The sequence below is a fragment of the Saccharopolyspora flava genome (assembly GCF_900116135.1).
Taxonomy (GTDB): domain Bacteria; phylum Actinomycetota; class Actinomycetes; order Mycobacteriales; family Pseudonocardiaceae; genus Saccharopolyspora; species Saccharopolyspora flava.
Genome location: NZ_FOZX01000001.1, coordinates 141,289 through 167,272, shown reverse-complemented (window position 1 = coordinate 167,272; position 25,984 = coordinate 141,289). Strand labels below are relative to the sequence as shown.

26 protein-coding genes and 1 pseudogene are annotated in these 25,984 nt (G+C 69.2%); 12 read left to right on the top strand and 15 right to left on the bottom strand.

What is annotated here, in order from left to right; genetic code table 11:
* Positions 1–56 precede the first annotated feature (56 nt).
* Positions 57–434: an ArsR/SmtB family transcription factor gene (locus BM424_RS00670; RefSeq protein ID WP_093412892.1), complete on the bottom strand. Its 378-nt coding sequence runs from the start codon at positions 432–434 to the stop codon at positions 57–59.
* Between the two features lie 305 nt (positions 435–739).
* Complete coding sequence (locus tag BM424_RS00665) at positions 740–1,651, bottom strand: hydroxymethylglutaryl-CoA lyase (protein ID WP_245775523.1); 912 nt, start codon at positions 1,649–1,651, stop codon at positions 740–742.
* A 128-nt stretch (positions 1,652–1,779) separates the two neighbouring features.
* Here BM424_RS00665 and BM424_RS00660 point away from each other — a divergent pair, with 128 nt between their 5' ends.
* From BM424_RS00660 to BM424_RS00645, 4 genes are all read left to right on the top strand, one after another.
* Complete coding sequence (locus tag BM424_RS00660; RefSeq protein WP_217649599.1) at positions 1,780–2,439, top strand: GntR family transcriptional regulator; 660 nt, start codon at positions 1,780–1,782, stop codon at positions 2,437–2,439.
* Positions 2,436–3,641, top strand: a complete 1,206-nt coding sequence (locus BM424_RS00655) for a CaiB/BaiF CoA transferase family protein (protein ID WP_217649598.1) — start codon at positions 2,436–2,438, stop codon at positions 3,639–3,641. The genes BM424_RS00660 and BM424_RS00655 overlap by 4 nt, the downstream gene beginning before the upstream one ends.
* A gap of 99 nt (positions 3,642–3,740) precedes the next feature.
* Complete coding sequence (locus BM424_RS00650) at positions 3,741–4,004, top strand: hypothetical protein (protein ID WP_139273977.1); 264 nt, start codon at positions 3,741–3,743, stop codon at positions 4,002–4,004.
* Positions 4,001–5,509: a sodium:solute symporter family protein gene (locus BM424_RS00645; RefSeq protein WP_093412887.1), complete on the top strand. Its 1,509-nt coding sequence runs from the start codon at positions 4,001–4,003 to the stop codon at positions 5,507–5,509. The genes BM424_RS00650 and BM424_RS00645 overlap by 4 nt, the downstream gene beginning before the upstream one ends.
* A gap of 72 nt (positions 5,510–5,581) precedes the next feature.
* Here BM424_RS00645 and BM424_RS00640 read toward each other — a convergent pair whose 3' ends face one another.
* The gene (locus tag BM424_RS00640) at positions 5,582–6,463 is read right to left on the bottom strand and encodes a poly(ethylene terephthalate) hydrolase family protein (protein ID WP_093412886.1); all 882 of its coding nucleotides are present in this window, start codon (positions 6,461–6,463) and stop codon (positions 5,582–5,584) included.
* 142 nt (positions 6,464–6,605) lie between these two features.
* Between BM424_RS00640 and BM424_RS00635 the strand changes: the two genes are divergently transcribed.
* Together BM424_RS00635 and BM424_RS00630 are read left to right on the top strand one after the other, a co-directional pair.
* A complete protein-coding gene (locus BM424_RS00635; RefSeq protein ID WP_093412884.1) occupies positions 6,606–7,196 on the top strand; it encodes a TetR/AcrR family transcriptional regulator in 591 nt (196 codons plus the stop codon).
* Positions 7,197–7,320: 124 nt separating this feature from the next.
* Positions 7,321–8,358: an alcohol dehydrogenase catalytic domain-containing protein gene (locus tag BM424_RS00630; protein WP_093412883.1), complete on the top strand. Its 1,038-nt coding sequence runs from the start codon at positions 7,321–7,323 to the stop codon at positions 8,356–8,358.
* A gap of 883 nt (positions 8,359–9,241) precedes the next feature.
* On the opposite strand, the gene BM424_RS00625 is transcribed toward BM424_RS00630, so the two are convergent.
* Together BM424_RS00625 and BM424_RS00620 are read right to left on the bottom strand one after the other, a co-directional pair.
* Positions 9,242–10,732 carry a SulP family inorganic anion transporter gene (locus tag BM424_RS00625; RefSeq protein WP_093412881.1) on the bottom strand — a complete coding sequence of 497 codons (1,491 nt, stop codon included), beginning with the start codon at positions 10,730–10,732 and terminating at the stop codon, positions 9,242–9,244.
* 227 nt (positions 10,733–10,959) lie between these two features.
* Positions 10,960–11,340: a MerR family transcriptional regulator gene (locus tag BM424_RS00620; RefSeq protein WP_245775521.1), complete on the bottom strand. Its 381-nt coding sequence runs from the start codon at positions 11,338–11,340 to the stop codon at positions 10,960–10,962.
* A 267-nt stretch (positions 11,341–11,607) separates the two neighbouring features.
* Between BM424_RS00620 and BM424_RS00615 the strand changes: the two genes are divergently transcribed.
* Positions 11,608–11,877 carry a DUF3040 domain-containing protein gene (locus BM424_RS00615; protein WP_093412879.1) on the top strand — a complete coding sequence of 90 codons (270 nt, stop codon included), beginning with the start codon at positions 11,608–11,610 and terminating at the stop codon, positions 11,875–11,877.
* A gap of 52 nt (positions 11,878–11,929) precedes the next feature.
* Here BM424_RS00615 and BM424_RS00610 read toward each other — a convergent pair whose 3' ends face one another.
* Positions 11,930–13,051: an aromatic ring-hydroxylating oxygenase subunit alpha gene (locus BM424_RS00610; RefSeq protein WP_093412878.1), complete on the bottom strand. Its 1,122-nt coding sequence runs from the start codon at positions 13,049–13,051 to the stop codon at positions 11,930–11,932.
* A gap of 288 nt (positions 13,052–13,339) precedes the next feature.
* Here BM424_RS00610 and BM424_RS00605 point away from each other — a divergent pair, with 288 nt between their 5' ends.
* The gene (locus tag BM424_RS00605) at positions 13,340–13,681 is read left to right on the top strand and encodes a bifunctional 3-phenylpropionate/cinnamic acid dioxygenase ferredoxin subunit (protein WP_093412876.1); all 342 of its coding nucleotides are present in this window, start codon (positions 13,340–13,342) and stop codon (positions 13,679–13,681) included.
* Here BM424_RS00605 and BM424_RS00600 read toward each other — a convergent pair.
* The 8 genes and pseudogenes from BM424_RS00600 to BM424_RS00565 form a co-directional block, all read right to left on the bottom strand.
* A pseudogene (locus tag BM424_RS00600) lies at positions 13,682–14,152 on the bottom strand (N-acetyltransferase family protein); the annotation flags it as partial.
* A 55-nt stretch (positions 14,153–14,207) separates the two neighbouring features.
* Positions 14,208–16,634: a PEP/pyruvate-binding domain-containing protein gene (locus BM424_RS00595; protein ID WP_093414499.1), complete on the bottom strand. Its 2,427-nt coding sequence runs from the start codon at positions 16,632–16,634 to the stop codon at positions 14,208–14,210.
* 137 nt (positions 16,635–16,771) lie between these two features.
* On the bottom strand, positions 16,772–17,161 hold the full coding sequence (locus tag BM424_RS00590; RefSeq protein WP_093412873.1) for a VOC family protein: 390 nt from the start codon (positions 17,159–17,161) through the stop codon (positions 16,772–16,774).
* Positions 17,158–17,463, bottom strand: coding sequence for an ArsR/SmtB family transcription factor (locus BM424_RS00585; protein ID WP_425441964.1), 306 nt, complete (start codon positions 17,461–17,463; stop codon positions 17,158–17,160). The genes BM424_RS00590 and BM424_RS00585 overlap by 4 nt, the downstream gene beginning before the upstream one ends.
* 81 nt (positions 17,464–17,544) lie before the next feature.
* The gene (locus BM424_RS00580) at positions 17,545–18,222 is read right to left on the bottom strand and encodes a hypothetical protein (protein ID WP_093412870.1); all 678 of its coding nucleotides are present in this window, start codon (positions 18,220–18,222) and stop codon (positions 17,545–17,547) included.
* The gene (locus BM424_RS00575; protein WP_093412869.1) at positions 18,215–18,943 is read right to left on the bottom strand and encodes a hypothetical protein; all 729 of its coding nucleotides are present in this window, start codon (positions 18,941–18,943) and stop codon (positions 18,215–18,217) included. Before BM424_RS00575 ends, BM424_RS00580 begins: the two co-directional genes overlap by 8 nt.
* Entirely contained in the window at positions 18,825–20,492 is a 1,668-nt protein-coding gene (locus BM424_RS00570) for a WXG100 family type VII secretion target (RefSeq protein ID WP_245775520.1), read from the bottom strand. The genes BM424_RS00575 and BM424_RS00570 overlap by 119 nt, the downstream gene beginning before the upstream one ends.
* 4 nt (positions 20,493–20,496) lie before the next feature.
* The gene (locus tag BM424_RS00565) at positions 20,497–20,913 is read right to left on the bottom strand and encodes a YbaB/EbfC family nucleoid-associated protein (protein ID WP_245775519.1); all 417 of its coding nucleotides are present in this window, start codon (positions 20,911–20,913) and stop codon (positions 20,497–20,499) included.
* Positions 20,914–21,075: 162 nt separating this feature from the next.
* Between BM424_RS00565 and BM424_RS00560 the strand changes: the two genes are divergently transcribed.
* Complete coding sequence (locus tag BM424_RS00560) at positions 21,076–21,852, top strand: adenylate/guanylate cyclase domain-containing protein (protein WP_093412866.1); 777 nt, start codon at positions 21,076–21,078, stop codon at positions 21,850–21,852.
* A gap of 74 nt (positions 21,853–21,926) precedes the next feature.
* Entirely contained in the window at positions 21,927–23,114 is a 1,188-nt protein-coding gene (locus BM424_RS00555) for a glycosyltransferase (protein ID WP_093414497.1), read from the top strand.
* Between the two features lie 103 nt (positions 23,115–23,217).
* Here BM424_RS00555 and BM424_RS00550 read toward each other — a convergent pair whose 3' ends face one another.
* Positions 23,218–23,652 (bottom strand): MarR family winged helix-turn-helix transcriptional regulator, encoded by a 435-nt coding sequence (locus tag BM424_RS00550; protein WP_175547883.1) that lies wholly within the window; start codon positions 23,650–23,652, stop codon positions 23,218–23,220.
* 80 nt (positions 23,653–23,732) lie between these two features.
* Here BM424_RS00550 and BM424_RS00545 point away from each other — a divergent pair, with 80 nt between their 5' ends.
* Positions 23,733–24,368 (top strand): TetR/AcrR family transcriptional regulator, encoded by a 636-nt coding sequence (locus tag BM424_RS00545; protein WP_245775518.1) that lies wholly within the window; start codon positions 23,733–23,735, stop codon positions 24,366–24,368.
* Complete coding sequence (locus tag BM424_RS00540; protein WP_093412861.1) at positions 24,365–25,984, top strand: MDR family MFS transporter; 1,620 nt, start codon at positions 24,365–24,367, stop codon at positions 25,982–25,984. The genes BM424_RS00545 and BM424_RS00540 overlap by 4 nt, the downstream gene beginning before the upstream one ends.

Here is a 25,984-nt window from a genome sequence, read left to right as displayed (position 1 = left end):
GTAAGGTGCGGCCACCTCGCCGCGGGGGGCGTGTCCGGCGAGGTGACCGCGGGTCGTCAGTCGGTGGGAGGGGCCTCCCGCCGGGTCCGGGCCGCCTCGGCCTCGGACGTCGCGATGCGCAGGTCGGCCAGCAGATCGGCCTGGCCCGCCAGCACGCCGGTGAGGATCCGGCGCGCCACGGTCAGCAGCTCGGCCACGTGCGGGCTGGTCAGCGAGTAGAAGACGGTGGAGCCTTCCTTGCGGGTGACCACGAGCCCGGCCCGGCGCAGCACGGCCAGGTGCTGGGAGAGGTTCGCGGGTTCGACGCCCACCTCCGGCAGCATCTCCGACACCGCCTGCTCGCGGTCGCTGAGCAGCTCCAGCACCCGGATCCGCGCGGGGTGGCCGAGGGTTTTGAAGAAGTCCGCTTTGACCTGGTAGAGGGGCCTGCTCACGGTCGCCCCTCCTCGTGGAATCGGGTCGCGTCGCAGCGATCGTTCGTGGTCATGACGCTGATCCTCCCCTGCCCGGCGGTCCCGCAGGACGCCACCAGCCACCTAAGAGGTTCAGTAATTGCGAACTTTAGCAACTCCGAACAAGACCACGCCCCCGGGCCGAAAAGACCGCTTCGCCCGAAACCACACCCGACCGAACCCCAAGACCCAACCCGATCGGGCCACTCAAGTCGAATACCGCAGTTTTCGACCCGACGAAAACTGCGGTATTCGACCGGTCGAAAACTGCGGTATTCGACTTGAGGTCACTTTGGGGGGAAGGGGCCTGCTCGGCCGAGGAGGGCTGGGACTTCGGGTTTGCCGAGTTGTTCGCCGATCCAGGTGCCGGTGCGGGAGAGCTGGTCGAGGTCGAGGCCGGTGCGGATGTTCATGCCCGACAGGAGGTATTCGAGGTCCTCGGTGGCGATGTTGCCGGTGGCGTTCGGGGCGAAGGGGCAGCCGCCGATACCGCCGATGCTGGAGTCCAGAGTGGACACCCCGGCCGTCGTGGCGGCGAAGGCGTTGGCGTAGCCGGTGTTCCGGGTGTTGTGGAAGTGGCAGCGCAGGCGAGCGCCGGTGGCTTCGCCGACCCGCCCCAGCAGCTCGGTGACCTGGGTCGGGACGCCGACGCCGATGGTGTCGGCCAGCGCGAGCTCGAACGGTCCGGAGTCGGCGATGCGGCGGGCCAGCTGCACCACGTGATCGCCGCTCACCGCGCCCTCGAAGGGGCAGCCGAACGCCACGGCGATCGTGGCCACCGGCCGGATCTTGGCGTCGTGGGCGCGGGCGGCGACGTCCTCCCAGGTGCGCAGCCCCTCCTCGGTGGTGACGCCCTGGTTGCGCTCGCTGAAGGTGTCGGTGGCCACGACGACCACGTTGACCTCGGTCAACCCGGTGTCCAGCGCGCGGTCGAAGCCCTTGCGGTTGAGCACCAGGCCCGAGTAGGCGACGTCGTCGCGCCGCGGCACCGCGGCCATCACCGCTTCGGCGTCGGCCATCTGCGGCACGAGCCGCGGGTGCACGAAGGACGCGGCCTCGATGCGCCGCGCCCCGGCCGCGATCGCCCGCTCGACGAGCTCCACCTTCGTCGCGGTGGGCAGCAGGGTGCTCTCGTTCTGCAGGCCGTCGCGCGGCCCGACCTCCACGATCTCGACGCCAGCTGGCTGCGCTGCGGTCACCATCGCCTCCACGTTGTGCACAATCTGAGTCGCGACCCATCCTGACTCCTCGCAAAAGCCAGGCGCAAGGTCTGTTCAAGGACGAATCGGGTTGCTAGGTTGTGCACAATCTCGAAGGGAAGTGGGACGTGTCACAAGCCGCCGCGCGGGCCTACCAGGCGCTCCGCGAGGACATCCTCACCGGCGAACGCCCGGCGGGATCCCGGCTGCGCGAGGAGCAGCTCGCCGAGGACTACGGCCTGAGCCGCACCCCGGTGCGCGAGGCCATCCGCCGGTTGCAGGCCGACGGGCTCGTGCAGGTCGTGCCCAACCGGGGCGCCGAGGTCGTCTCGCTCAGCGACGAGGACTTCGAGGAGATGTTCGGGCTGCGCAGCGTCCTGGAGAGCTACGCCGCCCGGCACGCCGCCCTGCGCGGCGAGGCCGACGTCGACCGGCTGCACGAGCTCTGCGATGCGATGGAGCGGCAGCTGGAACGCCTCGACGAGGACGGGGCGCACGAGGAGATCACCCGGCTGAACATGGAGTTCCACCAGGCGATCCACCGCGCGGGCGGGCGCAGGCTGCTGCCCGAGCTGCTGTCGCGGGTGATCGAGGTCCCGCTGGTGCGCCGCACGTTCCACCGCTACACGACCGCCGAACTGCACCGCAGCTTCACCCAGCACCGCGAGCTGGCCGAGGCCATCGCCGCGGGTGACGGCGACTGGGCGCAGGCCGTCATGCGGTCGCACGTGCTCGCCGCCCGGGCGACCCTGCTGCGCCCGGTGCAAGAACAGGAGGACAACCAGTGACGGCAACCAGGAGCGGTCCGCTCTCCGACGTCCGCGTGATCGAGGCGGGAACGCTCATCGCGGGCCCGTTCTGCGGCCAGCTGCTCGCCGACTTCGGCGCCGAGGTCATCAAGGTGGAGGATCCCGGCGCGGGAGACCCGATGCGGCAGTGGGGTCAGGTCAAGCACGAGGGGAAATCCCTGGCGTGGCCGGTGATCGCGCGCAACAAGAAGTCGGTGACGGCGAACCTGCGCACCAGCGAGGGCCAGCGCATCCTGCGCGAGCTGGTGGCCGGCGCGGACGTGCTGGTGGAGAACTTCCGGCCGGGCACGCTGGAGCGCTGGGGCCTGAGCTACGACGAGCTGCAGGAGCTCAACCCGGGCCTGGTGCTGGTGCGCGTCACCGGCTACGGGCAGGACGGCCCGTACGCCTCGCGCGCCGGGTTCGGCGCGATCGGCGAGGCGATGGGCGGGATGCGGCACATGACCGGCGAGCCCGACCGGCCGCCGAGCCGGGTGGGCGTGAGCGTCGGCGACTCGCTGGCGGCGACGTTCTCCGCGCTGGGCGCGGTGATGGCGCTGCACGCCCGCAACCGGACCGGGCGCGGCCAGGTCGTCGACACCGCGATCTACGAGGCGGTGCTGGCGTTCATGGAGTCGCTCATCCCCGAGTGGGAGATCGCCGGGTACCGGCGCGAGCGCACCGGCTCGGTGCTGCCGCGCATCGCGCCCAGCAACGCCTACCCGACGGCCGACGGTGCCGAGATCATCATCGGTGCGAACCGCGACACCGTGTTCTCGCGCCTGTGCGAGCTGATGGGCGAGCCGGAGCTGGCCACCGGCGAGCGCTACGGCACCCACGACGCGCGCGGTGAGAACCAGGTGGAGCTCGACGAGCTCATCTCGGCCTGGACGCGGCGGTTCGACGCCGACGACGTGCTCGACAAGCTGCACGAGGCCGGGGTTCCGGCCGGTCGGGTCTACACCGCGCAGGACATGGTCGACGACCCGCACTTCGCGGCCCGGCAGGCCATCGTCCGGCTGATGCACCCCGAGCTCGGCGAGTTCCCGATGCAGAACGTCGTGCCGCGGCTGTCCGACACCCCGGGCAAGGTCCGCTCGGTGGGGCCGGAGCTCGGCGAGCACAACGCCGAGATCTACGGCGAGGTCCTCGGCGCCGACGAGGCCCAACTCGCCCGCTGGCGCGCCGACAACATCATCTGACCCCCACCGCACCACCCCGGCCCGGGGGTCCCCAACCTCGGGCCGGGTGATCAGTTCTGCGCGAAAAGCAGTGTCACACGGAATGATTCGGAGTCCACGATGGATCAACGACGATCTCAGGACAGACCCCGCTACGAACCGATCCGCGTCCGCTCGCTGTGGGCGGGCTTGGCGCTGGTGGTGCTGGTCGGCGTCCCGTTCTACCTGCCCGTCGGCTCCGCGCACCCGATGCTGCTGGGCGTGCCCTACTGGGTGGTGATCTCGGCGGTGGCGACGCTGCTGTTCGCGCTGCTGGTCAGCTGGGCGTGCCTGTACCGCTGGAACATCGTCGAGCCGGAGGAAGAAGCCGGAGGTGACCGATGAACGGCCTGAGCTTCGCCGGTCTCAGCGGAATCCTGGTGCTCGCCGCCTACGCGGTCATCATGCTGGTCATCGGCTACTTCGCCGGGCGCGGGCAGCCCGAGGGCGACCAGAAGACCTCCCGCGGCTACTACCTGGGCGGCTCCGGACTCGGTTTCGTCGCCCTGTTCTTCACCCTCTACGCCTCGCAGTACAGCGGGAACTCGATCGTCGGCTACGCGCCGGAGGCCTACCGCTCCGGCTTCACCTGGTGGCAGTCGGTGCCGTTCATGATCGCGGTGATCGCCGGGTACCTGGTGTTCGCGCCGAGGCTCTACGCGGTCGCCAAGCGCGAGAAGTTCGTGACGCCCACCGACTGGGTGCGCCACCGGTTCGGCTCGACCCGGGTGTCGCTGCTGGTCACGGGGCTGATGCTGTGGGGTCTGGCGAACTACCTGCTGGAGCAGCTGGTGGCGATGGGCCACGGCATCTCGGGGCTGACCGGCAACACGGTGCCGTACCAGATCGGGGTGATCGCCTTCGTGGTCGTCATGCTGGTCTACTCCTGGTCGGGCGGGATGCGCGCGGTGGCGTTCACCGACGTCATGCAGGGCATCGCGCTGCTGATCGGCGTGGGGGTGCTGCTGGTCGGCGCGCTGCACCTGGTCGGTGGTGACTGGGGTTCGGTGACGCGCTACCTGGCCGAGAACGAGCCCGAGAAGCTGGGCGTGCCCAGCGGCGAGGACTCGGTGAACTGGCTGTCGATGATCATCATGATCGGCATCGGCGCTGCGGTGTACCCGCACGCGATCCAGCGCATCTACGCGGCGCGCAGCGAGCGGACCCTCAAGCGCTCGCTGGCGATCATGGCGTGGATGCCGCTGGCCACCACCGGTGTCGTGTTCGTCGTCGGCATCGTCGGGATCAAGCTGTTCCCGGGACTGTCGGAGGACGACTCCGAGCAGCTGGTGGGCCTGATCGCCAACGAGGTGGCGGGCATCAACCTGTTCTTCTACCTGCTGATGATCCTGCTCTTCGGCGGAGTCGTCGCCGCGATCGTGTCCACAGCGGACTCGGCGCTGCTGAGCTTCTCGTCGGTGATCTCGCGCGACCTCTACGGCCGCTACCTCGCCCCGAACTCCTCGGAGCGCAAGCAGGTCGCGGTCGGCAAGATCGCCGGTGTGGTGGCGGTGGCGCTGCTGCTGGTGCTGGCGTGGAACCCGCCGAGCACGCTGTACAACATCTTCGTGCTCAAGTTCGAGCTCATCGTCCAGATCGCCCCCGCGTTCATTCTCGGCCTGTACTGGCGCAGGCTTTCGGCGGGACCGGTGTTCTGGGGCATGCTCGCGGGCGCCCTGCTGGCCGGCGCCTGGACGGTCTTCGACATCGACAAGCTCTACGGCATCCCGGCAGGCCTCCTCGGCCTCGCCCTCAACCTCGCCATCTGCACCCTCGGCTCCCTGCTCACCAAAACCCCGAACTCCCCGAACGAAGACCCCCTCCCAACAAGAACACCCGAACCGGCCTGAGTTGGGGGAAGAACGCCGCGGCGGCGCCGGACCCCCAGGTGTCGGCGCCGCCGCGGTGACCTGCCCGGACCGTCAGTACGGGCAGGTGGACTGGTAGTCGGAGATCGAGTCGTCGTTCTCCGGGGGTGGGCAGAGGAACTGGTCGTAGCGGGTGTCGTCGTCGAGGAACCGCTTGAGCCAGGCGATGCTGAACTTCGCGATCGTCGTGTTGTCGGTGTTCGGGGCGAGGTGGCTCGCTCCCGCCAGCTCCAGGTAGGCCTTGCCGGGATCGTCCGGCAGGCTCTCGTAGAACGGCTTGGCGTGCTGGGAAACCGGTGCCACCGTGTCGTTCTGGGCGCCGATGATCAGCGTCGGCGTCTGCACACCGGAGAAGTCCTTGGTGGTGTGCCACGGGGTCAGCGGGATCGCGGCCTTCAGCGCCGGGTTGTCGAGCGCGGCCTTGAGAGAACCGCCGCCGCCCATCGAGTGGCCCATCACGCCCAACCGGGCCGGGTCGATGATGTCCTTCACGTCGCTGTCGTTGACCAGGTAGTCCAGCGACGCCTGCAGCTGGCGGGCGCGGGAATCCGGCTGGTCGGTGGTGGTGATCGTGTCGATGGTGAACACCACGAAGCCCTGGGAGGCGAGTCTCGGGCCGTACCAGGCCATCGTCTCCTGGGTCCCGGTGAAACCGGGGGAGATGCTCACGGCCGAGAACAGGCCGTCGGTGGTGTCGGTCGGGTAGTAGATCGTGCCGCCGCCGAAACCGCTGACGCTGAGCCGGGAAACGGACTCCTCGTCGACCTCGAACGGGCCGCGCGGGGCGGTGATGCTCTCCTCGGTCGGATCCGGCCCGTGCACGTCGGCCGGTTCGGCCGCCTGCGCCAGCGTCGCGTTGCCCGCGAGCAGACCGAAGACGGCCGCCGAGGCGACGAGTAATCGGGTGAGGGAACCGGTGGAACGCTTCAATTCCATGTTTGGCCCTTTGCAGAAGGCGTCCGGTCGTCCGGACGCGCCGGGACATGTTCGTCGTTGAGCAAGATCTCCGGTGCGAGATCGACTTTAAAGTAGCTCTACCGATCGGTCAATCAATCTGGTCGCGGATTAGGCTGACCGCATGAACGAACGGGTCGACGGCCGGAAGCTGCGCTTCCAGCACCGCCGCGGCGAGGTGCTCGCCGCGGCGACCGAGCACGCCCTCGAACAGGGGCTCGACGATCTGTCGCTGCGCAAGGTCGCCCACACCGCCGGGGTCAGCCACGCGACCCTGGTGCACCACTTCGCCACCAAGGACCGCCTCGTCGCCGAGATCGTCGACCGGGTGCTCGCCGAAACCCTGGCCGTGCGGGACCTCCCGCAGGACGACCCGCTGCGCGCCCTCTGGCGCCGCGCCACCACCGACGAAGGTCGCCGCTACGTGCGGCTGTTCATCGCGATCACCGGCCGCGCCATGTACGGCGACCCGGCGGTGACCGAGGCCGTCGCGGCGTCCATGCGCCAGCGCACCGAGCTCCTCGCCGCCGGTCTCGTCGGCTACGGCTGCCCCGAGGACCAGGCCCTGTCGGTGGCCACCGCGCTGCTCGCGGGCCTGCGCGGCCTGTTCGTCGACCTGCTCACCGGCACCGACGAGCAGCGGGTGCACGCGGCCTTCGAGGACCTCATCGACCAGCTCGAACGGCGCCTCGCCGGGTGGGTGGCGTCCCGGTGAGGCGGCTCCCCGGCCCGGGCCTGATCGCCGTGCGCGGTGTTCGCCGCGCGCTCACCCTGGTGCGTGACACCGGCCGCGTGGCGCTGCGGTCCGCCCGGAGGAGTCGAGCAACCGGAGAGAACTCATGCGCGCAACAGTGATGTACGAAGCGGGGGACGTCCGGGTCGAGAACGTGCCGGACCCGAAGATCGAGCGACCCACCGATGCGCTGGTCACCATCACCGCGGCCTGCATATGCGGCAGCGACCTGTGGCCCTACGGCAAGATGCCGGCCTCGGACGGGCCCGCGCGGATGGGGCACGAGCTCATCGGCGTGGTGCAGGAGACCGGATCCGAGGTCGCCACGGTCAAGAAGGGCGACCTGGTGGTGGCGCCGTTCGCGGTCTCCGACGGCACCTGCGAGTTCTGCCGCGAGGGGCTGCAGACCTCCTGCGTGAACGGCCTCTTCTGGGACAGCGACAAGAACGCGGGCTGCCAGGCCGAGGCCATTCGCGTCCCGCACGCCGACGGCACGCTGGTCAAGCTGCCGGTGGCCGTCGACTCGGTGCTGATCCCGTCGATGCTGACGCTCTCCGACGTGTTCGGCACGGGCTACCACGCGGCCGTGGTCGGGGGAGTCCGCCGGGGCAGCAAGGTGACCGTGATCGGCGACGGGGCCGTGGGGCTGCTGGCGGTGCTGTCGGCCAAGCGCCTCGGTGCCGAGCAGATCGTGCTCATGGGGCGGCACACCGAGCGCACCGATCTGGGGCGCGAGTTCGGCGCCACCGACGTCGTGGCCGAGCGCGGCGAGGAGGGCGTCGAGCGGGTGCGCGAGCTCTCCGGCGGGCACGGTTCGCACGTGGTCCTGGAGGCGGTCGGCAACATGCCCGCCTACCAGCAGGCGGTGGGCGTGGTGCGTCCCGGCGGGGTGATCAGCCGCGTCGGCGTGCCGCAGTACGAGGAGGCGCCGGTCGGGTTCGGCAGCCTGTTCGGGCCCAACGTCCGCCTGGCCGGCGGCCCGGCACCGGTCCGCGCCTACATCGAGGAGCTGCTGCCGCCGGTCCTCGACGGCAGCATCGAGCCCGGCAAGGTCTTCGACGCCACCACGGACCTCGACGGAGTCCCCAACGGCTACCAGGACATGGCGGACCGAAAGACCCTCAAAGTCCTGGTGAAACCCTGACCCCGAGCGCCCCGGGGGGGCAGTTTGAGGATGCGTTCCGAAAGGAACGCGACCGAGGCGGCCCAAGCTTCGGTGAACGCGACCCACTACGGGTACGTTTCGCAACGGACGCGACCAAGGCGACCCAAGCTTTGGTAGAGGCGACCCACTACGGGTACGTTTCGCAAGGAACGCGACTAAGACGACCCAAGCTTTGGTAGAGGCGACCCACTACGGGTACGTTTCGAGAGGCAGTGGCAATTTCTTCTGAAATTGGCAGACCGCACAACGCGAGGAAGCCCCAAGACGAAGCCAATTTCTGGAGAAATTGCCACTCCGCACGCAAGCAACCCGACCCCGCGAAGCGCTCCCGAGGAACCCCGTGGGGGTGGTGACAGTTTTCATGAAAACTTCCGACCCCCACGGGGTCTCTCCGTGGAGGGGACCCCCGACCCTCGAGGTGGTTGATCTGGGTTTTGGGGTCCCGTCGTGTGGGTGGAGTGACAGTTTTCATGAAAACTGTCCCGACCCCTCGGGGTCGTCTTGGGAGCGCTCCGTGGGGTACTTTGGGTGCGTGCGGAGGGGCAATTTCTCCAGAAATTGGCTTCGTTTCGTGGTTCTCCTCGCGTTGTGCGGTCCGCCAATTTCAGAAGAAATTGCCCCTGCCTTGCGAAACGTATCCGTAGTGGGTCGCCTCTACTAAAGCTTGGGTCGCCTTAGTCGCGTCCGTTGCGGAACGTACCCGTAGTGGGTCGCGTTCACCAAAGCTTGGGTCGCCTTGGTCGCGTTCCTTTCGAAACGCATCCGTAGGGGGTCGCCTCTACCAAAGCTTGGGTCGCCTCGGTCGCGTTCCTTGCGAAACGTACCCGTAGTGAAAACCGGTTTCGCTCGGTCAACGATCCGGTCAGTGGCCGGACAGCGCGCCGCTGAGGCGTCCGTGCATGGCGGCGCTGGGCTCGTTGAGCCCGACGATGCCGACCCGCTTGCCGCGTGCCTCGTACTTGGTGGTGATGGCGTCGAGGGCGGCGACGGTGGAGGCGTCCCAGATGTGGGCGTCGGTGAGGTCGACGACCACGTCGTCGGGGTCGCCCGCGTAGTCGAAGCGGTGGACGAGCTCGTTGCTGGAGGCGAAGAACAGCTCACCGGTGACGTGGTAGACGACCTGGCCGCCGTCGGGATCGGTCACCGAGGTGACTTCGACGAGGTGCGCCACGCGGCGCGCGAAGATGACCATCGCGGTGATCGAGCCGACGACCACGCCGATCGCGAGGTTGCTGGTGGCGACCACGACGGCCACCGTCACCACCATCACGATGATCTCGCCCGCCGGCATCCGCTTGAGCGTCTTGGGGGCGATGCTGTGCCAGTCGAAGGTGCCGACCGAGACCAGCACCATCACCGCGACCAGCGCGGCCATCGGCATCCGCGAGACCAGCGGTCCGAAGACGATGCACAGCACCATCAGGAACGCACCGGCCAGGAACGTCGACAGCCGCGTGCGCGAGCCCGCCGTCCTGACGTTGATCATGGTCTGGCCGATCATCGCGCAGCCGCCCATGCCGCCGAAGAAACCGGTGACGATGTTGGCGATGCCCTGCCCGATGGACTCGCGGGTCTTGTTCGACCGGGTGTCGGTGATGTCGTCGACCAGCTTCGCCGTCATCAGCGACTCCATCAGCCCGACCAGCGCGAACGCCAGCGCGTAAGGAGCGATGAGCTGCAGAGTGCCCAGCGTGAACGGCACGTCCGGCAGGCCCGGGACCGGCAGCGAGGACGGCAGGGCGCCCTTGTCGCCGACGGTGGGCACGGCGATGCCGGCGGCGATGGTCACCGCGGTCAGCGCCACGATCGACACCAGCGGAGCCGGGATCACCTTGGTCAGCTTCGGGAACAGCACCATGATCACCAGGCCCGCGGCGAACAGCGGGTAGACCGCCCACGGCACGCCGATGAGCTCGGGAACCTGCGCCATGAAGATCAGGATGGCCAGCGCGTTGACGAACCCGACCATGACGCTGCGCGGCACGAACCGCATCAGCTTCGCCACGCCCAGCGCCCCCAGCACCACCTGGAACAGGCCGCCCAGGATGACCGTGGCGACCAGGACGCCCATCCCGTGCTCGCGGGCCAGCGGCGCCACGACCAGCGCGATCGCACCGGTGGCGGCCGAGATCATCGCGGGCCGCCCGCCGACGATGGAGATCACCACCGCCATCGTGAACGAGGCGAACAAGCCCACGCTCGGGTCCACCCCGGCGATGATCGAGAACGAGATCGCCTCGGGGATCAGCGCCAGCGCGACGACCAGGCCACCGAGGACCTCGGTGCGGGCGACCGCCGGCGACAGCCAGGCGGGACGGGACAAGGACAGCTTGGGCACGCGACAACCAGACATGCTCGGGCGCCGCACGCGGCGGCGGGGTGAAGTGCGGGGGAGGGCGCCGTTGCCCGGGAGGGGACGGATTACTCCCGTACTCCGGCACCCGAATACGGCGGTAATCGGACACCCGAATACCGCCGTAATCCGGTGACCGAGTACTGCGGTAATCCGTCCAACCCTTCCGTTACGTTAGAGGAGGGATGGGGTGGTGACCCAGCCGAGTCGTCTTGATGAGGTCGGGATCACTGCGGGCTGTCGAGGCGGTCGCGCAGCATCGCGGCGAAGCGCTCGGCGAGCGCGAGTCGCGTGCGCAGCTTCCGGCAGGACTGCTCGGCCTGCTCGCTGAACTCGCTCAACCGCCGCCGCGGGTCGTCGATCTCCGGGGAGTCGGGGGTCGGATCGAGGATCGCCAGCAGATCGCGCATCTCGTCGAGCTGGAAGCCGAGCGGCTTCATGCCCTTGATCAGCTCCAGCCGGTCGACGTCCGGGTCGGTGTAGAGCCGGAAGCCGCCCTGGCTGCGCGCGCTGGGCACCACCAGCCCGACCTCCTCGTAGTAGCGGATCGTGCGCAGCGACAGCCCCGTGCGCTCGGCGACCTCGCCGATCTGCATCCGCTCACCCACGCCCGAACCACTCCTCGATCGATCTAGGCCCCGAGGCCGTTTTCGCTGCTCCCGGGAGGGACCACGATACGCAGTGCGCGACGGACGCCGCCCGCCACCGTCTCGGCCCTTCCCTGGGCTGCGCACCGGGTTTATGTTGAGAGGTATCGCACCTCCGCGGTGACGATGGCGTGCCGGGAAGTCTGGTCGGCGTGACGAGTGAATCCTTCGCGGAGGGGCCGTCATGGTGATCGTCCCTCTCCGCGGCGAGCGCGCCGGGAGGTCGTGATGCTGAGCCGCAGTGAGCGACGGAGACTCCGCGAGATCGAGCGGTGGTTCGAGGAGAACGACCCGCGCTTCGCCGCCTCCGTCAGGAATCCCCCGCCGGACCCGGTCACGCGCACCCGGCGTCGCGTGGCGATGTCGGTGTCCGCGCTCGGCGTCCTGGTGTTCTTCCTGGGACTGCTCGCGTTCAGCCCGCTGGTGATCTTCATCGGCATCGCGCTCGGCGTCGGCGGGCTGGCCGTCCGCTACCTGCTCCTGGACACCCGCCCCTGACCCGCCGAGCCCCGGAGAGGGCCCGGCGGAAGAGGGTGCGGCGGAACGGTTCTCAGTCGGCGATGCGGTCGCGGACCCAGTCGTGGAACTCGGCGATGTGGTGCTCGCTGGGCACCAGCACGCCGCCGGAGGCGTAGGAGCGGGAGTCCATCGCGAGCTGGCAGCGCTCGCAGGCCTCGAAGTCCTGCTGGTTGACCCGGTGGAACAGCTCCACCGAGCGCGACAGGTCCTGGCCCGAGGCGACGACCTCCGGCAGGTACAACCAATCGCAGTCCACGAGGGTGCGTTCGGCGGTCAGCGGGAACATCCGGTGGATGATCACGTGGTCGGGCACGAGGTTGATGAACACCTGCGGGCGCACGGTGATCGCGTAGTACCGCCGGTCCTGGTGCTCGCCCACGCCCGGCAGCGGTTGCACCCCGTCACCGCCGTCGACGGTGAAACCGGAGACGTCGTCTCCGAATTCGGCTCCGTGGCCGACGTAGTACTGCGCGGCGAACCCGTCGGCGAACTCCGGCAGCACCTCGGTGAGCTCCGGGTGGATCGTCGCGCAGTGGTAGCACTCCATGAAGTTCTCGATGATCTGCTTCCAGTTCGCCTTGACGTCGTAGCGGATCCGCTTGCCGAGCTCCAGCGCGGCGATGTCGTAGGCGTCGATCTCCCCGGCGTCGCCGAGCCGCCCGGCGACGTCGGCGATCACGGTGTCGTCGAACGAGGGCGGTTCGCCGGCCAGGCACACCCACGCGTAGCCGAGCCATTCGCGCAGGTGGACGCGGTTGAGGCCGTACTCGCCGCGGTCGACGTCGTCCATCGCGCCGAGGTTCGGCGCGGCGATCAGCTTGCCGTCCAGGCCGTAGGTCCAGGCGTGGTACGGGCATTGCAGCGAGCGCTGGACCTGCCCGGTCTCCTCGGTGCACAGCCGCGCGCCCCGGTGCCGGCAGACGTTGAGGAACGCGTTGAGGTGGCCCTTGCGGTCGCGCGCGACGAGCACGCTCTCGCGCCCGACCTGCACGGTCTGGAACGCTCCGGGCTTGTCCAGGTCGGCGCTGCGCACCGCGCAGAACCACCCGGTTTCGAAGATCCGCGCCTGCTCCAGGGCGAAGATCGACGGGTCGGTGTAGTGGTGGCCGGGAAGAGTGGCCAGCAGGCTCTGCGGCAACTCCGCAGCGGTCATCTCGGGGTGCCTTTCGGCTCGGTCCGCAGGGTGTTCAGTTGTTGCGCCATGAGCACCTCGTTGCTCGATCGACAACACGATGCGATTGCGTCTCCCGCGCTGTCAAGACGTCCGAGCGGGTTACCACCGGGTAGTCGCCGGGGTTCGGGTAAACGGCCGATGTCGTTGGTTAACGGGGAAATCCACGCGAAAATCGACGCTTCCGACGTCTTGACGCACCTCTCCGGTGGGCCGCACTCTGTTGCGCATGGCGTTATGAGTTCTCTAATGCGCAACACAGGAGGTTCGATGTTCGCTGTCTGCCGCGCCGACGAGCTCGCTCCGGGCGAGTCGACCCGGTTCGTCGCCGACGTCCCGATCGCCGTGTTCAACGCCGACGGCGTGTTCTACGCGGTCGACGACACCTGCACCCACCAGGACGCGTCCCTGTCAGCCGGGTTCGTCGAAGGCTGCTTCGTCGAATGCCCGCTGCACGCGGCCTTCTTCGACCTGCGCGACGGCAAACCGACGTGCCCGCCGGCCAAGCGGGCGCTGCGCACCCACCAGGTGCTCGTCGAGGGCGGCACCGTCTACGTCCAGCTCACGCCCCGCGAGGCGGCGGTTCCGCTGGAGACCGAAGGCGCGGCCTGATCAGTCGGCGCGGCGGCGTTCCAGCAGGACGGTGTCGCGCCACACCCCGTGAAGTCGAGCGATGCGCTCCCGGGTTCCGACCTCCCGGAACCCGGCCGCGCGATGCACCGCGATGCTGACCTCGTTCTCCGGGAAGATCGAGGTCTGCAACGTCCACAGCCCTCCCTCGTCGGCTGCGCCGATCTGCTTGCGCAGCAACGCCTTTCCCACACCGCGACCGCGGAAATCCGCTCCGATGTAGAGCGAGGTCTCGGCTACCCCGGCGTAGCACGCGCGCGCCGACACCGCCGTGGCCGCACCCCACCCCGCGACCTGCCCGTCGAGTTCGGCGACCCACCGGTGCCCGGCCAGCCACTTGGCGTCGAGGACGTCCCGGCCGGGAACCTCGGTCTCGAAGGTCGCGTTGCCCGTCGCGATGCCCTCGGCGTAGATGCGGCGCACCGCGTCCCAGTCGTCGTCCCGGAGCTCCCGGATCAGCGGCTCAGCCATCTCACCAGGCTGAGCCGCTGGATCCGGTGGGGCAAGCTCATTCCGGTGTGACGGTGCCCGCTGCCGCGTCGACGGTGATGACCTGGCCGGTGGTGATGGCGGTGGTGGCGTCGCGGACGCAGATCACCGCCGGGATGCCGTACTCGCGCGCCACCGTCGGGCCGTGCGCCATCGGCGACCCGGTCTCGGTGACCAGGCCCGCCGCGGTCATGAACAGCGGTGTCCAGCCGGGATCGGTGGTGGTCGCCACCAGGATCTCGCCGGGCTCGATCCGGGCGTTGGCCGGGTCGTGCACCACCCGCGCGGGCCCGGTGACCTTGCCCGGGGACGCGCCGAGCCCGGTCATCGCCCCGTCGGCGGCGGGCTCGCTCGGTGCCGCGGCCTCCAGGTCCGTGCCGTCGGAGAGCACCGCGATCGGCACCGAGCGGCGCCGAACCTCCCTGTCGTAGAAGGACTTCCGCTCGGCCGCCGGGGTGCGTTGGTCGGTTCCGCGGATCGCGGCGCGGATCTCGTCGAGGTCCAGGAACATCACGTCCCCGGCCCGCTCCAGCCGTCCCTGCCGGGTCAGGTCCTCGCCGATGAGCAGCAGCTGCTCGCGCACGGTCCGCAGCGAGTGCAGCCACGCGAACTTGCCGAGCTCGCGCAAGCCGGTGAGCTTGCGGGCCCGGCGCATGCAGAACCGGGCCAGCCGCGCCCGGATCGGGCGACGGCGGCGGGCCCGCTCGTAGAGCTCGTCGATGGCGGCCTCCGCCCGTGCCGCCGCCTGCTGGAACCGCCGGTCGGGGGCCTGCTCCGGGTCGGTGATCTTCAGGTAGGCGGCGAGGGTGTCGAAGATCTGCGTCGGGTCCTCCGCCCAGCGCGGCATCCCGACGTCGACCTCCGCGGGAGCCCGGTGGCCGTAGCGGGCGAGGAAGTCCTCCAGCCCGATGTCCGGCAGCGTCCCCGCCCGGTAGCGGGAGGCGAGCTCGGCCGGGGGAGTGCTGCTCAGCAGGGCGCGCTCGTCGTCGCCGAGACGTGTGGTGAGCCGCCACAGCGCCAGGTCCATCTCGGTGGTGACGTTGTGCGGCAGCCCGCCCAGCACCACGTCCACCTCAGGACCGCTCGCGATGCCCTTGAGCAGCGATTTCGGCAGCTGGCCGACGAGGATGCCGACGAACAGCGGCCAGATCACGTCCGAGGCGGTCATGAAGTCCCGCTGCACTTCCTCGGCGAAGCGCAGCCGCTGCTCGGAGTTCGCGAACTCCGGCGCCTGCGCCTGGTAGCGCAGTTGCTCGGTGGCCCGGAACGCCCGCGTGCGGGCGGCGTCGGGGAAGGCGAGCGTGCGCATCAGCTCGAGCTTCGCCTTGGGCACGAAGGTGAGGCTCTTCTTCAGCAGCGGCCACACCGGGAACGGCAGACCGCCGTGGGTCGGCGCGAAGCGCGGATCGTCGAGCAGCCGCTGCACGATCTCGACGTTGCGCGGCCCGTAGACCTCCATCATCTGCGGCAGCCGGGAGCGGAACCGCTTGTTGCGCAACAGGTCCGAGAGGTCCATGAACAACCGGCCGCCGACCGGCGTGATGCCCATCGCGTCGCCGAACGCGCCACCGGCCAGTCCCGCGGACTCCATCCACTGCTGCGCGCCGTGCGTCATCGCCGACATGCCGGCCGGGGTGAACGGGCGGGTCATGCCCTGCATGTGGCCCATCTCGAAGTAGGCCCGCAGGTCGTCGGTGCGCGGCGGCAGCGGGAAGAGCGTGGTGACGGCCCGAGATTGCAGCAGCCACAGCTCGCCGTCCTGGTCGATGGCCCACTCGATGTCCTGCGGCGACCCGAACTCCTCCTGCACCCGCGCCCCGGCTTCGCGCAGCGCGTCGAGCTGCTCGCGGTCCAGGCACCCGTCGGTGCGTGGCGGGGTTCCGTCGAGCACGTAGTGGTCGGCGATGACCGATCCGTCGACGACCACGTCGCCCAACCCAGGCGCGGCGTCGACGACCATCTCCGATCGCGTCCCGGTCAGCGGGTTCGCGGTGAACAGCACCCCGGCGACCTTCGCGTCGACCATCCGCTGCACCACCACGGCCATCCGCGCCTCGGCGGTGAAACCGTTGGCCGCGCGGTAGGCGACGGCCCGTTCCGAGTGCAGCGAGTCCCAGCAGCGGCGGATCGCCGACAGCAGCTCCTGCTCGCCGCTGACGTTGAGGAAGGTGTCCTGCTGCCCGGCGAAGCTCGCCTCCGGCAGGTCCTCGGCGGTCGCGCTGGAGCGCACCGCCACCGGACCGCCCCCGAGCCGCCGGTAGGCGTCGAGGACCTGCTGCTCGGGCAGCTCGCCGGCCGCGTGCGCCCGGGTCGTCAGGCAGAACCCCTCGGGCACCCGGAACCCGGCCTTGACCAGCTCCCCGAGCCCGGCGGCCTTGCCACCCACGAGTTCGATGCGTCCCGCGTCCACCTGCGCGAGTTCCACCACGGCGTCGTCGCCGGTCATCACCATCACTCCAGTCTCAACGGCACGTCCGCACACCGCCGACCAGACTTCCCGGCACACCACGACCGAAGCCGATCCCCGAATGCTAAGCCCCCACATGCCCCCTGGACCGTCAAGAACCCGTCAAAACGTTCTCGTCAGGACTTATCCTGGGCGAGTTGGATGAGGTTGCCGCAGGTGTCGTCGAGGACTGCTGTGGTGACCGGGCCCATGTCGGTGGGGGTTTGGGTGAAGCGGACGCCCTGGGCCGTGAGGCGGTCGTGCTCGGCGTGGACGTCGTCGACGGCGAACGAGGTGAACGGGATGCCGTCGGCGACCAGGGCCTCCTTGAACGGCTTGGCCGCCGGGTGCTGGTCGGGTTCGAGGACCAGCTCGGTGCCGTTGGGGTCCTCGGGGGAGACGAGCGTGATCCAGGCGAACTCGCCCATCGGGATGTTGTGCTTGACCTGGAAGCCGAGGAGCTCGGTGTAGAAGCGCAGGGCCTTGTCCTGGTCGTCGACCATGATGCTGTGCAGGTTGATCCTCATCGTCCCGGCCTTTCCGTGAGCCACCGCTCGACGATCGGTTCGAGCGGTGCGGTGTCGATGTGCAGGAACTTGTACCGGCCCTCCCGGCGCGTCCGGACCAGGCCCGCGGACTCCAGGACGTCCAGGTGCTGCGAGACGGCCTGCCGCGACGAGGCCAGCCCGTGCTTCGACGCCAACCGCGCGCACACCTCGAACAGCGTCTGACCGTCCTGCTCGGTCAACTCGTCCAGGATCGCCCGCCGCGTGACATCGGCCAAAGCCTTGAACACGGCATCATCCACACCCCGACGATAGGCAAGCATCCACTTGCACGTCAACCCGTGACCAGCTGCTTCAAGATTTCCATGGAAATCAGGCCCCCGATTTCCATGGATATCGCGTCCTCAGCGGGCGGGGAAGACCTCTGCCGGGTCCCGCTTGGTGCGGGAGTGGACGAAGAAGGTCGAGCCGTCTGTGAAGTCGAGGCGGAGGCAGGTGGCCCGGGGGATGCTGCGGCCGACGTGGACCGGTTGGATCGCGGTGATCCGATCCATCGGGACCTCGAAGTAGGAGACCGGGTGGTTCGGCGACGGCAAGTTGTCGGCGGCTTTCTGGACGACCGATCGGGCACGGCCGAACAGGCCTTGCGGTTCCTCGGTCTCCTTCGCGACCTGGTTGCTCTTCACCACGACGGCCACGCGTTGTTCGGTGAAAGCGAGGAACGCCTCGCCGGGGACGTTGGCGATGTGGTCCGCCATGCGGACCGCGTCGCGTTCCGGCTGGTCGGCGAAGGCCCACCACATGACCGAAGGATCGTCGGCCCACTCGTCACCGAGGAAATCGCCCTGGGTGAGCTGCAGGCTGGGCAACGGCCAGTTCGGTTCCTCGACCGATGACTTGCGTACCTCGGTCAGGGGCTTGTGCGGGACCATCGGCTTCTGGTTCACGACCGAGCCGACGTAACCCTGCGCTGGAATCTCCCGCCAACGCACGGTTTCCCCATCGCTGAGCCAGGTTTCGGCCAGCGTCTTCTGCCACTTCTCGCGGAGCAGCTCCCGGTCCAGCAACTTCAGATCAGCCACGGCTTCCTCGCTGGTCGTTCACGGCATCGACCATGATCTGCGCATCGGCGGGAGTGCGTGCGTTGAGCACGAAACCCGAGCCGTCGGCGAACTGCAGACCGCAATAGCGGTGGGGTTGCTTCTGCTCGCCCACCGTCCGGCAGTCGACGATGTCCTGCAGAGCGAGTTCGAACCAGGTCGCGACCGGCTTGTTGGAGAGCGGCTCTCCTGGCTGGTTCGCGCCGAAGCGCTCGGTCTCCTTCCCGACCAGAATCCGCCCCATCTCGCTGAACGTTTCGGACAACGTGGGGTGGGCGGAGATCTCGGAGTCCTCCGTCCTGGGCGGTACGAGGACCGCGAGCCGTTGCGGAGTCAGCACCCACAGCATGTCGGAACCGACGTGGTCGTCCGGATACCGGCTCTTGATCAGGCGCATGGCGATGCATTCATCGCCGGAGCCGACGACGGTGAGGTCTCGGCTGCGCTGGGCGGTGCCGGGGCCGGAGCTGCTGTCGCCGCCTCCGAAAGTCATGGTGAGCGCACCTACCGCGACGGCTCCGGCGACGTTCGCAGTAGCGCCACCTAGTTTGCGCCCGAGTCCCTTCTTGGGGTGGCCGTTCTCATCAAGCCCCTTGACTTGGTAGCGCTTGTCCGCCTGCCAGGTCGCCCACAAGATCGGCTCGCCGGGTCGGCACCACTGGCGCGCGGTCAACGCGGCGCCGAGCGTCTCCGAGACCGTCATGGGTCAATCGTCTCCTCAACCTCGAAGCCGCGTTCCGTCGCGGCCTCCCGGTCCTCAGCAGTGGACGGGTCTGCTGCCTTGTCGTAACCGTATTTGACGCCCTGCTCGATGCCTTGTTCGGTGAGGGCCTGGCCACCTGCGTGGAGAGCGGCGTCGGTGACGCGCGTGGTGCCGCCCAGACCGAGAGTTCCCAGACCGCCCTGGACGACGTGGCGGCGAGAGCTCGTTCACCCGTCGCGCTTTCCGTCAGGTTGCCGTTCCAGCCCGTGCGTACGCCCGGTGCTTCAGGATCAGTGGCTTCTTGCCGGGCGAAGCGGTTCCCCGTCGTGGAGGCCATATCGCCCGTGTGATCCCCACGAGTGAGCGTCTTGGCCAGGGGGTTCGCGTCGATCTGGCGCGAAACCCAGCGTTCTGCGATGTTGCCGTCGCGGAGGTCGTTCATCTTCTCGACGACCTTGCGGAGCGGGCCCTTGCGGAGGGCGACGAGGAGCTTCTCCAGCTGCGTGACCAGTGGCTTCAGCTTGTGGAGGAGGTCTGCGACCTTGGTGCCGAGGCGGGTGCCGGTGATGGCGACCTGGGTGGCCGTCATGCCCGAGGCCGCGGCTGCTGAGGCGCCGGCGGTGATCCAGGAAGCTGCCAGGGCGGCGATCCATTCGATGATGAGGCCGAGGACGAGTTCCTGGATGATGTCGATGACCATCTCGACGAAGGCGTCGAAGAGGTCGGCGGCGATCTCCAGGGTCTGCTTCAGGTCCAGGATGTCGGAGGCGAAGGCCTTGGTGCCGCCGGTGAACTCGGTCATCTGCTTGCGGAACGCGTCGCCCGCCTGCCCTTCCCAGATCGGGCGGGTGGCCTCGGCGCGCTGCCGCTCCTGCTCGCCGAGGTTCTCGACCCACTGGGCGACCTGCTCCCAGCCCTTGGCCGTGGCGCGCATCTGCTCCGGGTCGCCGATGGCCGGTTCCAGCACGAACTCCACGAGCGGGCTGATGACCAGTGAGATCAGGAAGCCGAGTCCGTTGTCCACGAAGGACTTTCCGGGGCTGGCGACCAGCTGGAGCTGTTCCATCCGGGCGTTGACCGTGGCGATGGCGATGTCCGGCGGGTTGTCGGCCTTCGCGAGGTCCTGGGCGGCGGAGGCCGTCGACATGCCGTAGGCCGCAGTCTGGTCCATGAAACCGCGGCGCGGTCCTCCGGCGCCGTTGACCGCGTCCATCGTGCCCGGGCCGGAACCCGAGCCGCCCAGACCCGCGACGTCGATCTTGCCGAGGTCCTGGGCCTGCTTCTGATCGGTCTCGGCGTAGTCCTTCGCGCACTCCGCGACCGCGTCGGAGATGTGCTGCATGAAACCGCCGGCCTTGGTGGCCAGGTCGCGGCACTCCTGCAACGAGTCGAAGTAGTTGAAGGCCAGGAATTCGCCGATCGGGCCGAAGCAGTCGTCGCTCACCCGCGCCTGCTCCAGCATCTCGGCCAGGTGGCCGAGGTGCTGGGACACGCCTGCGGAGCCCTGGCTGTGGGCGGACAGCGCCTCCGGGGCGACCTTCATCGTCATCGGGTCACCTCAGGAAAGAGCCGTCGGAGAAGTCGTCATCGTCGTCCGCGCGAGGCGGAGCGGGTGGTGCCGTGGGCGCGGCAGGGGTGTGGGCGTTGAAGGCGCTCTTGAACTGCTCGGCGCGGTCGCCCAGCACCGGCGTCACCGTCTCGTCCATCTGCTGCGCGGCGTCCTGGGTGGCTTCGCGGATCGCGGTCATGATGCTCTGCTGCAGCGATGAGTGCGGTTGGCGGGTGGCGGCGGCCGTGAGCTGCAGGTCCAGCACGGCGCCGGAGGGCGCCACGGTGACCGAGACGCTGCCGTCGGCGCTGCGGGCGGTGCCCCTGATCTCCTGCATCCGTTCGCGGAGCCGGCCTGCCTGCGCGGCCTGCTCCTCGAACTTGCGCATCATCTCCTGGACGCGCTCCGATGGCTGAGCCACGAACTCCCCCTCCTGTTCGAGCCACTGGCGGGCACGAATGCTAGTCAGCGGGGGTGGGGTTCGTGGGTCGATTTGGCGTGATCGGGGACTCACCGGCTGAACCTACTTTGGAGTAGGTTCTGGGTATTCTGGTGGTGTGGTCGGGTTGCGAGGAGTTGCGGGATGATCGATGAGTCGCGGCCTGCCGGGTTCTGGGGGAGGGCCGGGGATCGGGTTCGGCAGGTGAACCAGAGCCGCCGCGTGGTCGGGGCGCTGCGCGGGGTCCGGCGGATGCTGCCGGGTTCCGGTGAGGTCGCGTTCTCCGGTGACGGCACGCCCTCGGACCGGGTGGCGCGACTGATGCTGCAGGTGGCCGGGGATCGTCCCAGCGCCGTGCGCGAGCTGGGGTTGGCGACCGTGCAGGCCTGGCAGGCGCTGACCAGCAAGGGTGCCTCCGACGGGGCGGTGACGATCATGTTCACCGACCTCGTGGGGTTCTCCAGCTGGGCGCTGCGGGCAGGTGACGACCAGGTGCTGCGGCTGCTGCGGGAGTTCTTCGACGTCACCGACGACGTGGTCCGGGGTTACGGCGGCGTGGTGGTCAAGTCGCTGGGCGACGGGGCGATGGTGGCCTTCACCGACGTGGACAAGGCGATCGAGGCGGCCGCCGCGCTCGGCTCGGCCGTCAGCGCGCTGCACCACGACGGCTACCGCCCGTCGCTGCGGGTGGGCCTGCACCGCGGGTGGCCGCGCAAGGTCGGCAAGGACTACATCGGGGTGGACGTCAACATCGCCGCGCGCGTCGCCGACGCCGCCGGCGGGGGCGAGGTGCTGGTCACCGAGCAGGTCCTCGACGCCGCCGACCGGGAGCGGTACGTGGCGCGCAGCAGGCGTTTTCGGGCGAAGGGGACGCCGAAGGACCTCGCGGTGTACGCGGTGGTTCCGCGTCACGAGCGGTGACCGGTGGGTGTACCGTCGCAACTAGACAGCATGCTGTCTAGTTGCTTCCGGACTCCGGCCGAATGGGATTGACCTTGCGCATCGTCCTGACCGCCATGCCCGTCTACTCGCACCTCGTGCCGCTGCTGCTCCCGGTGGGCCGGCAGCTCGCCGACGCCGGTCACGACGTCCGCGTCGCCACCAGCGAGGACATGATCGGCCCGGTGGAGCAGGCGGGTCTGCGCCCGCTGGTGCTGCCCGGGCTGCTGACCATGCGCGACGTCGCCGCCGCGCCCGCCGAGCACGGGCTGACCACCGACTTCGAGGAGGTCGCCAAGCGGCGCGGCACCGCCACCGTCGGCGTCACCCCGGCGATGTTCGGGCAGAGCTTCATCGGCGTGCTGGGCCGCAACTTCGGCGAGCGGCTGCTCGAATCGGGCGAGAAGCCGGACCTGATCCTGCGCGAGGGCACCGAGTTCGGCGGCTACTACGCGGCCGAGAAGTGGGGCATCCCGAGCGCCGTGCTCGACATCAGCCCGATGGCGCCGTACGAGGCACCCGAGGTGACCGCCGCGATCAACGCCGGTCGCGCGCACTTCGGCCTCGGCCCGATCGACGACCCGTGGCAGCCGATGCGCACCTTCCGCGCCGGAGTCGTCCCGGACGTCTACTACCCCGAGCACGCGCGCCTGGAATCCGCGCACCACTACCGGGTTCCGGCCGGGGACGAGCAGCGGCTGGATCCGGAGATCGCCGCGCTGCCGGATCGTCCGCTGGTGCTGGCCAGCCTCGGCTCCAACGCCCCGCTCATGCTCGGCGAGCGCCCGCAGCTGCTGGAGACGATCATCGAGACGCTCGGCAAGCTGCCGGTCACCGGCGTCGTCGCGCTCGGCGCCAACCGCGATCCGGAGCGGTGGGACGGGCTGCGCGCGGACAACGTGCACCTGACCTCGTTCGTCCAGCAGCAGACGCTGCTGCCGTCGGTCGACGCGTTCATCACGCACTGCGGCTTCAACAGCACCCGCGAATCGCTCTACGCCGGGGTGCCGATGGTGGGCCTGCCGATGTTCGCCGAGCAGCCCGCCAACGCCGCCAGGATCACCGAACTCGGGGCGGGCCTGGCCCTCAACGTCGAAGACGCCACCGCCCCCGCCCTCCACGACGCCCTCGTCCGCGTCCTGGACGATCCGTCCTTCCGCAACGCCGCCCGGGGCGTCCAGCGCCGCACCCTCGCCCTGCCCCCGCTCTCCCAGCTCGTCGCCGACCTCGAAGCGGCACTCTGACCTGCCCTGCCACGCCGCCGGTCAAAAACCGCACCATTCATCGCGGCGAATACCGCGGTTTTCGACCGGTCGAATACCGCGGTTTTTGACCCGGGGCGGGGTTTCAGGGGGCGAGGTTGTGGGTGAGGTGGGTGATCAGGGCGCTGAGCTGGTCGATCTCGGCGGGGGAGAGGCCGGCGACGAGTTGTTCGTTGGCGTCCCGGGAGGCCTGTTGGAGTCGGCGGTGGGCCGCGCGGCCCTCGTCGGTGAGGTGGAGGCGCACCGCGCGGCGGTCCCGTTCCGCCTCGGAGCGCTCCAGCCAGCCCATCTCCGCCAGGCGGTCCACCTGACGGGCCAGGGTCTGGCCGCTGACGTGCAGCGATCCCGCCAGATCGCGCTGGATCAGCGGCCCGTGGACGGTGAGCGCCTCCAGGATCGTCCAGGTCGTGAAGCTGGCGCCCGCTTCGCCGAGCCGCTGCTCGAAGTTCGCGCGGGCCTGCCGGGCGACCACGTTGAGCCGGTACCCGAGGCTGCCCAGACCTGAGCCGATGGCGTCCACCGACCTCACCTCCCGGCGCACAGTTCTACCTCACCCCACCGGATCTGCACGCTGTCGCCTAGAGTGCAATAATGCACTCTGTGGTTGATGGTGCAACTCCTGCTCTGAAGCGTCGGGTCAACACGGCCCACCGGCTCACCGCCGCCGCTCGCCGCCGCACGGGCGAGGACGGGCTGTCCGGGTTCACCGTGGACGAGATCTGCGACGAGGCGGGCATCTCCAGACGCACCTTCTTCAACTACTTCGCGTCCAAGGAGGACGCGGTGCTGGGGTTCACCACGCTCTGGGACCAGCAGGAGCTCGAAGAGCGGTTCACCGCCGGAGGCGACCCCGACGAGCCCGGGATCTCGGCGAGCCTGCTCGACGACTACGCCGCGCTGCTCGTGGAGCGCTGGACCGAGGTCGGTCTCACGCCCGAGCACGTCGCCGACCTGGTCGCGGCGACCGACCGCGAACCGCGCCTGTTCTCGCGGCTCTTCGAGAGCATCCGCGCGCGCGAGCGGGCCGACATCGACCTGGTCCGCACCCGCGAGGGCCTTCCCGAGGACGACGTGCGGGCGAACGTCGCCGTCCAGATGGTCAGCGCCCTCGCCGGCGCCTGCATGGGCCGCTTCCTCGACCCCGACAACACCGACCCGCTGCACACGATCATGCAACGCCGCCTGGTTGCCGCCCGCGAGGTCTTCGCCGCCACGCTCACCGGAGGGAACCGATGACCGAGACCGAACCGAAGTTACTGCTCACCAAGCGCAGGATCTGGATCATCTTCAGCGCCCTCATCGCGGGCATGCTGCTGGCCAGCCTCGACCAGACCATCGTGTCCACCGCGATGCCCACCATCGTCGGCGACCTCGGCGGCGTCGAGCACCAGGCGTGGATCACCACCGCCTACCTGCTGGCCACCACCATCGTCATGCCGATCTACGGCAAGTTCGGCGACGTGCTGGGACGCCGCAAGCTGTTCCTCATCGCCATCGCGCTGTTCACGCTCGCCTCCGTCGGCTGCGCCCTGTCCACCGACTTCTGGACGTTCGTGACCTTCCGCGCCGCCCAGGGACTCGGCGGCGGTGGCCTGATGATCCTCTCGCAGGCGATCATCGCCGACATCGTGCCCGCCAACGAGCGCGGCAAGTACCTCGGACCGCTCGGCGGCATCTTCGGGCTCGCCGCGGTCGGCGGACCGCTGCTCGGCGGGTTCTTCGTCGACCACATGTCGTGGCACTGGGCGTTCTACATCAACATCCCGATCGGCATCGCCGCGTTCGCCATCACCTACTTCGCGCTGACCCTGCCCAGCAAGAAGGCCACCAAGCCGCTGGACATCCCCGGCGTGCTGCTGCTGGCCGCGGCCACCACCAGCCTCATCTTCTTCACCGACTTCGGCGGCGACACCGCCCACGGCTGGAGCGCCCCGGAAACCTGGATGTGGGCGGCGGGCCTGGTCGTGGCCGCGACGCTGTTCGTGCTCGTCGAATCCCGGGCGGCGGACCCGATCATCCCGCTGTCGTTGTTCCGCAACCCCATCTTCATCAACGCCACCAGCATCGGGCTCGTGCTCGGCGTGAGCATGTTCGCCGCGCTGGGCTTCCTGCCGACGTTCCTGCAGATGTCCACCGGGACCTCCGCCGCGGTGTCGGGGATGGCGATGCTGCCGATGATGCTCGGCCTCATGCTGACCTCCATCACCTCCGGCGCGCTGATCACCAGGACCGGCAAGTACAAGATCTTCCCGATCCTGGGCACGCTGATCACCGGCGGCGGGATGCTGGCCATGACCACGCTGTCGGCCGACACGCCGGTGTGGCTGCTGTGCGTGTTCCTGTTCGTCTTCGGCGCCGGCCTCGGCCTGATCATGCAGGTCGTCGTGCTGGTGGTGCAGAACTCCGTCGACCCGGCGATGCTCGGCACCGCCACCAGCACCAACAACTACTTCCGCGAGGTCGGCGGGGCGCTGGGCACCGCGGTGTTCGGCACCATCTTCTCCACCCGGCTCACCGAGAACCTCACCGAGATCTTCGCCGGTGCCGGGGCCTCGACCGACCAGGCGCAGCAGTCCGCCATGACGCTGTCGCCGACCATGCTGGAGCAGCTGCCCGAGCCCGTGCGTGACGCGATCGTGTCGGCCTACGCCGATGCCCTGGCGCCGGTGTTCTGGTATCTGGTTCCGTTCATGGCCGTGGCGTTCCTGCTCGCGCTGCTGCTCAAGCAGATCCCGCTCTCGGCGGTCGCGGGACTGGTCGCCCGAGGCGAGGCCATCGGCGGCGAGGAAGCCGAAGCGCTCGAGGCGCAGCAGCGAGCCGCCGCGAAGACCTCCGCCGGGAACAGTCACTGA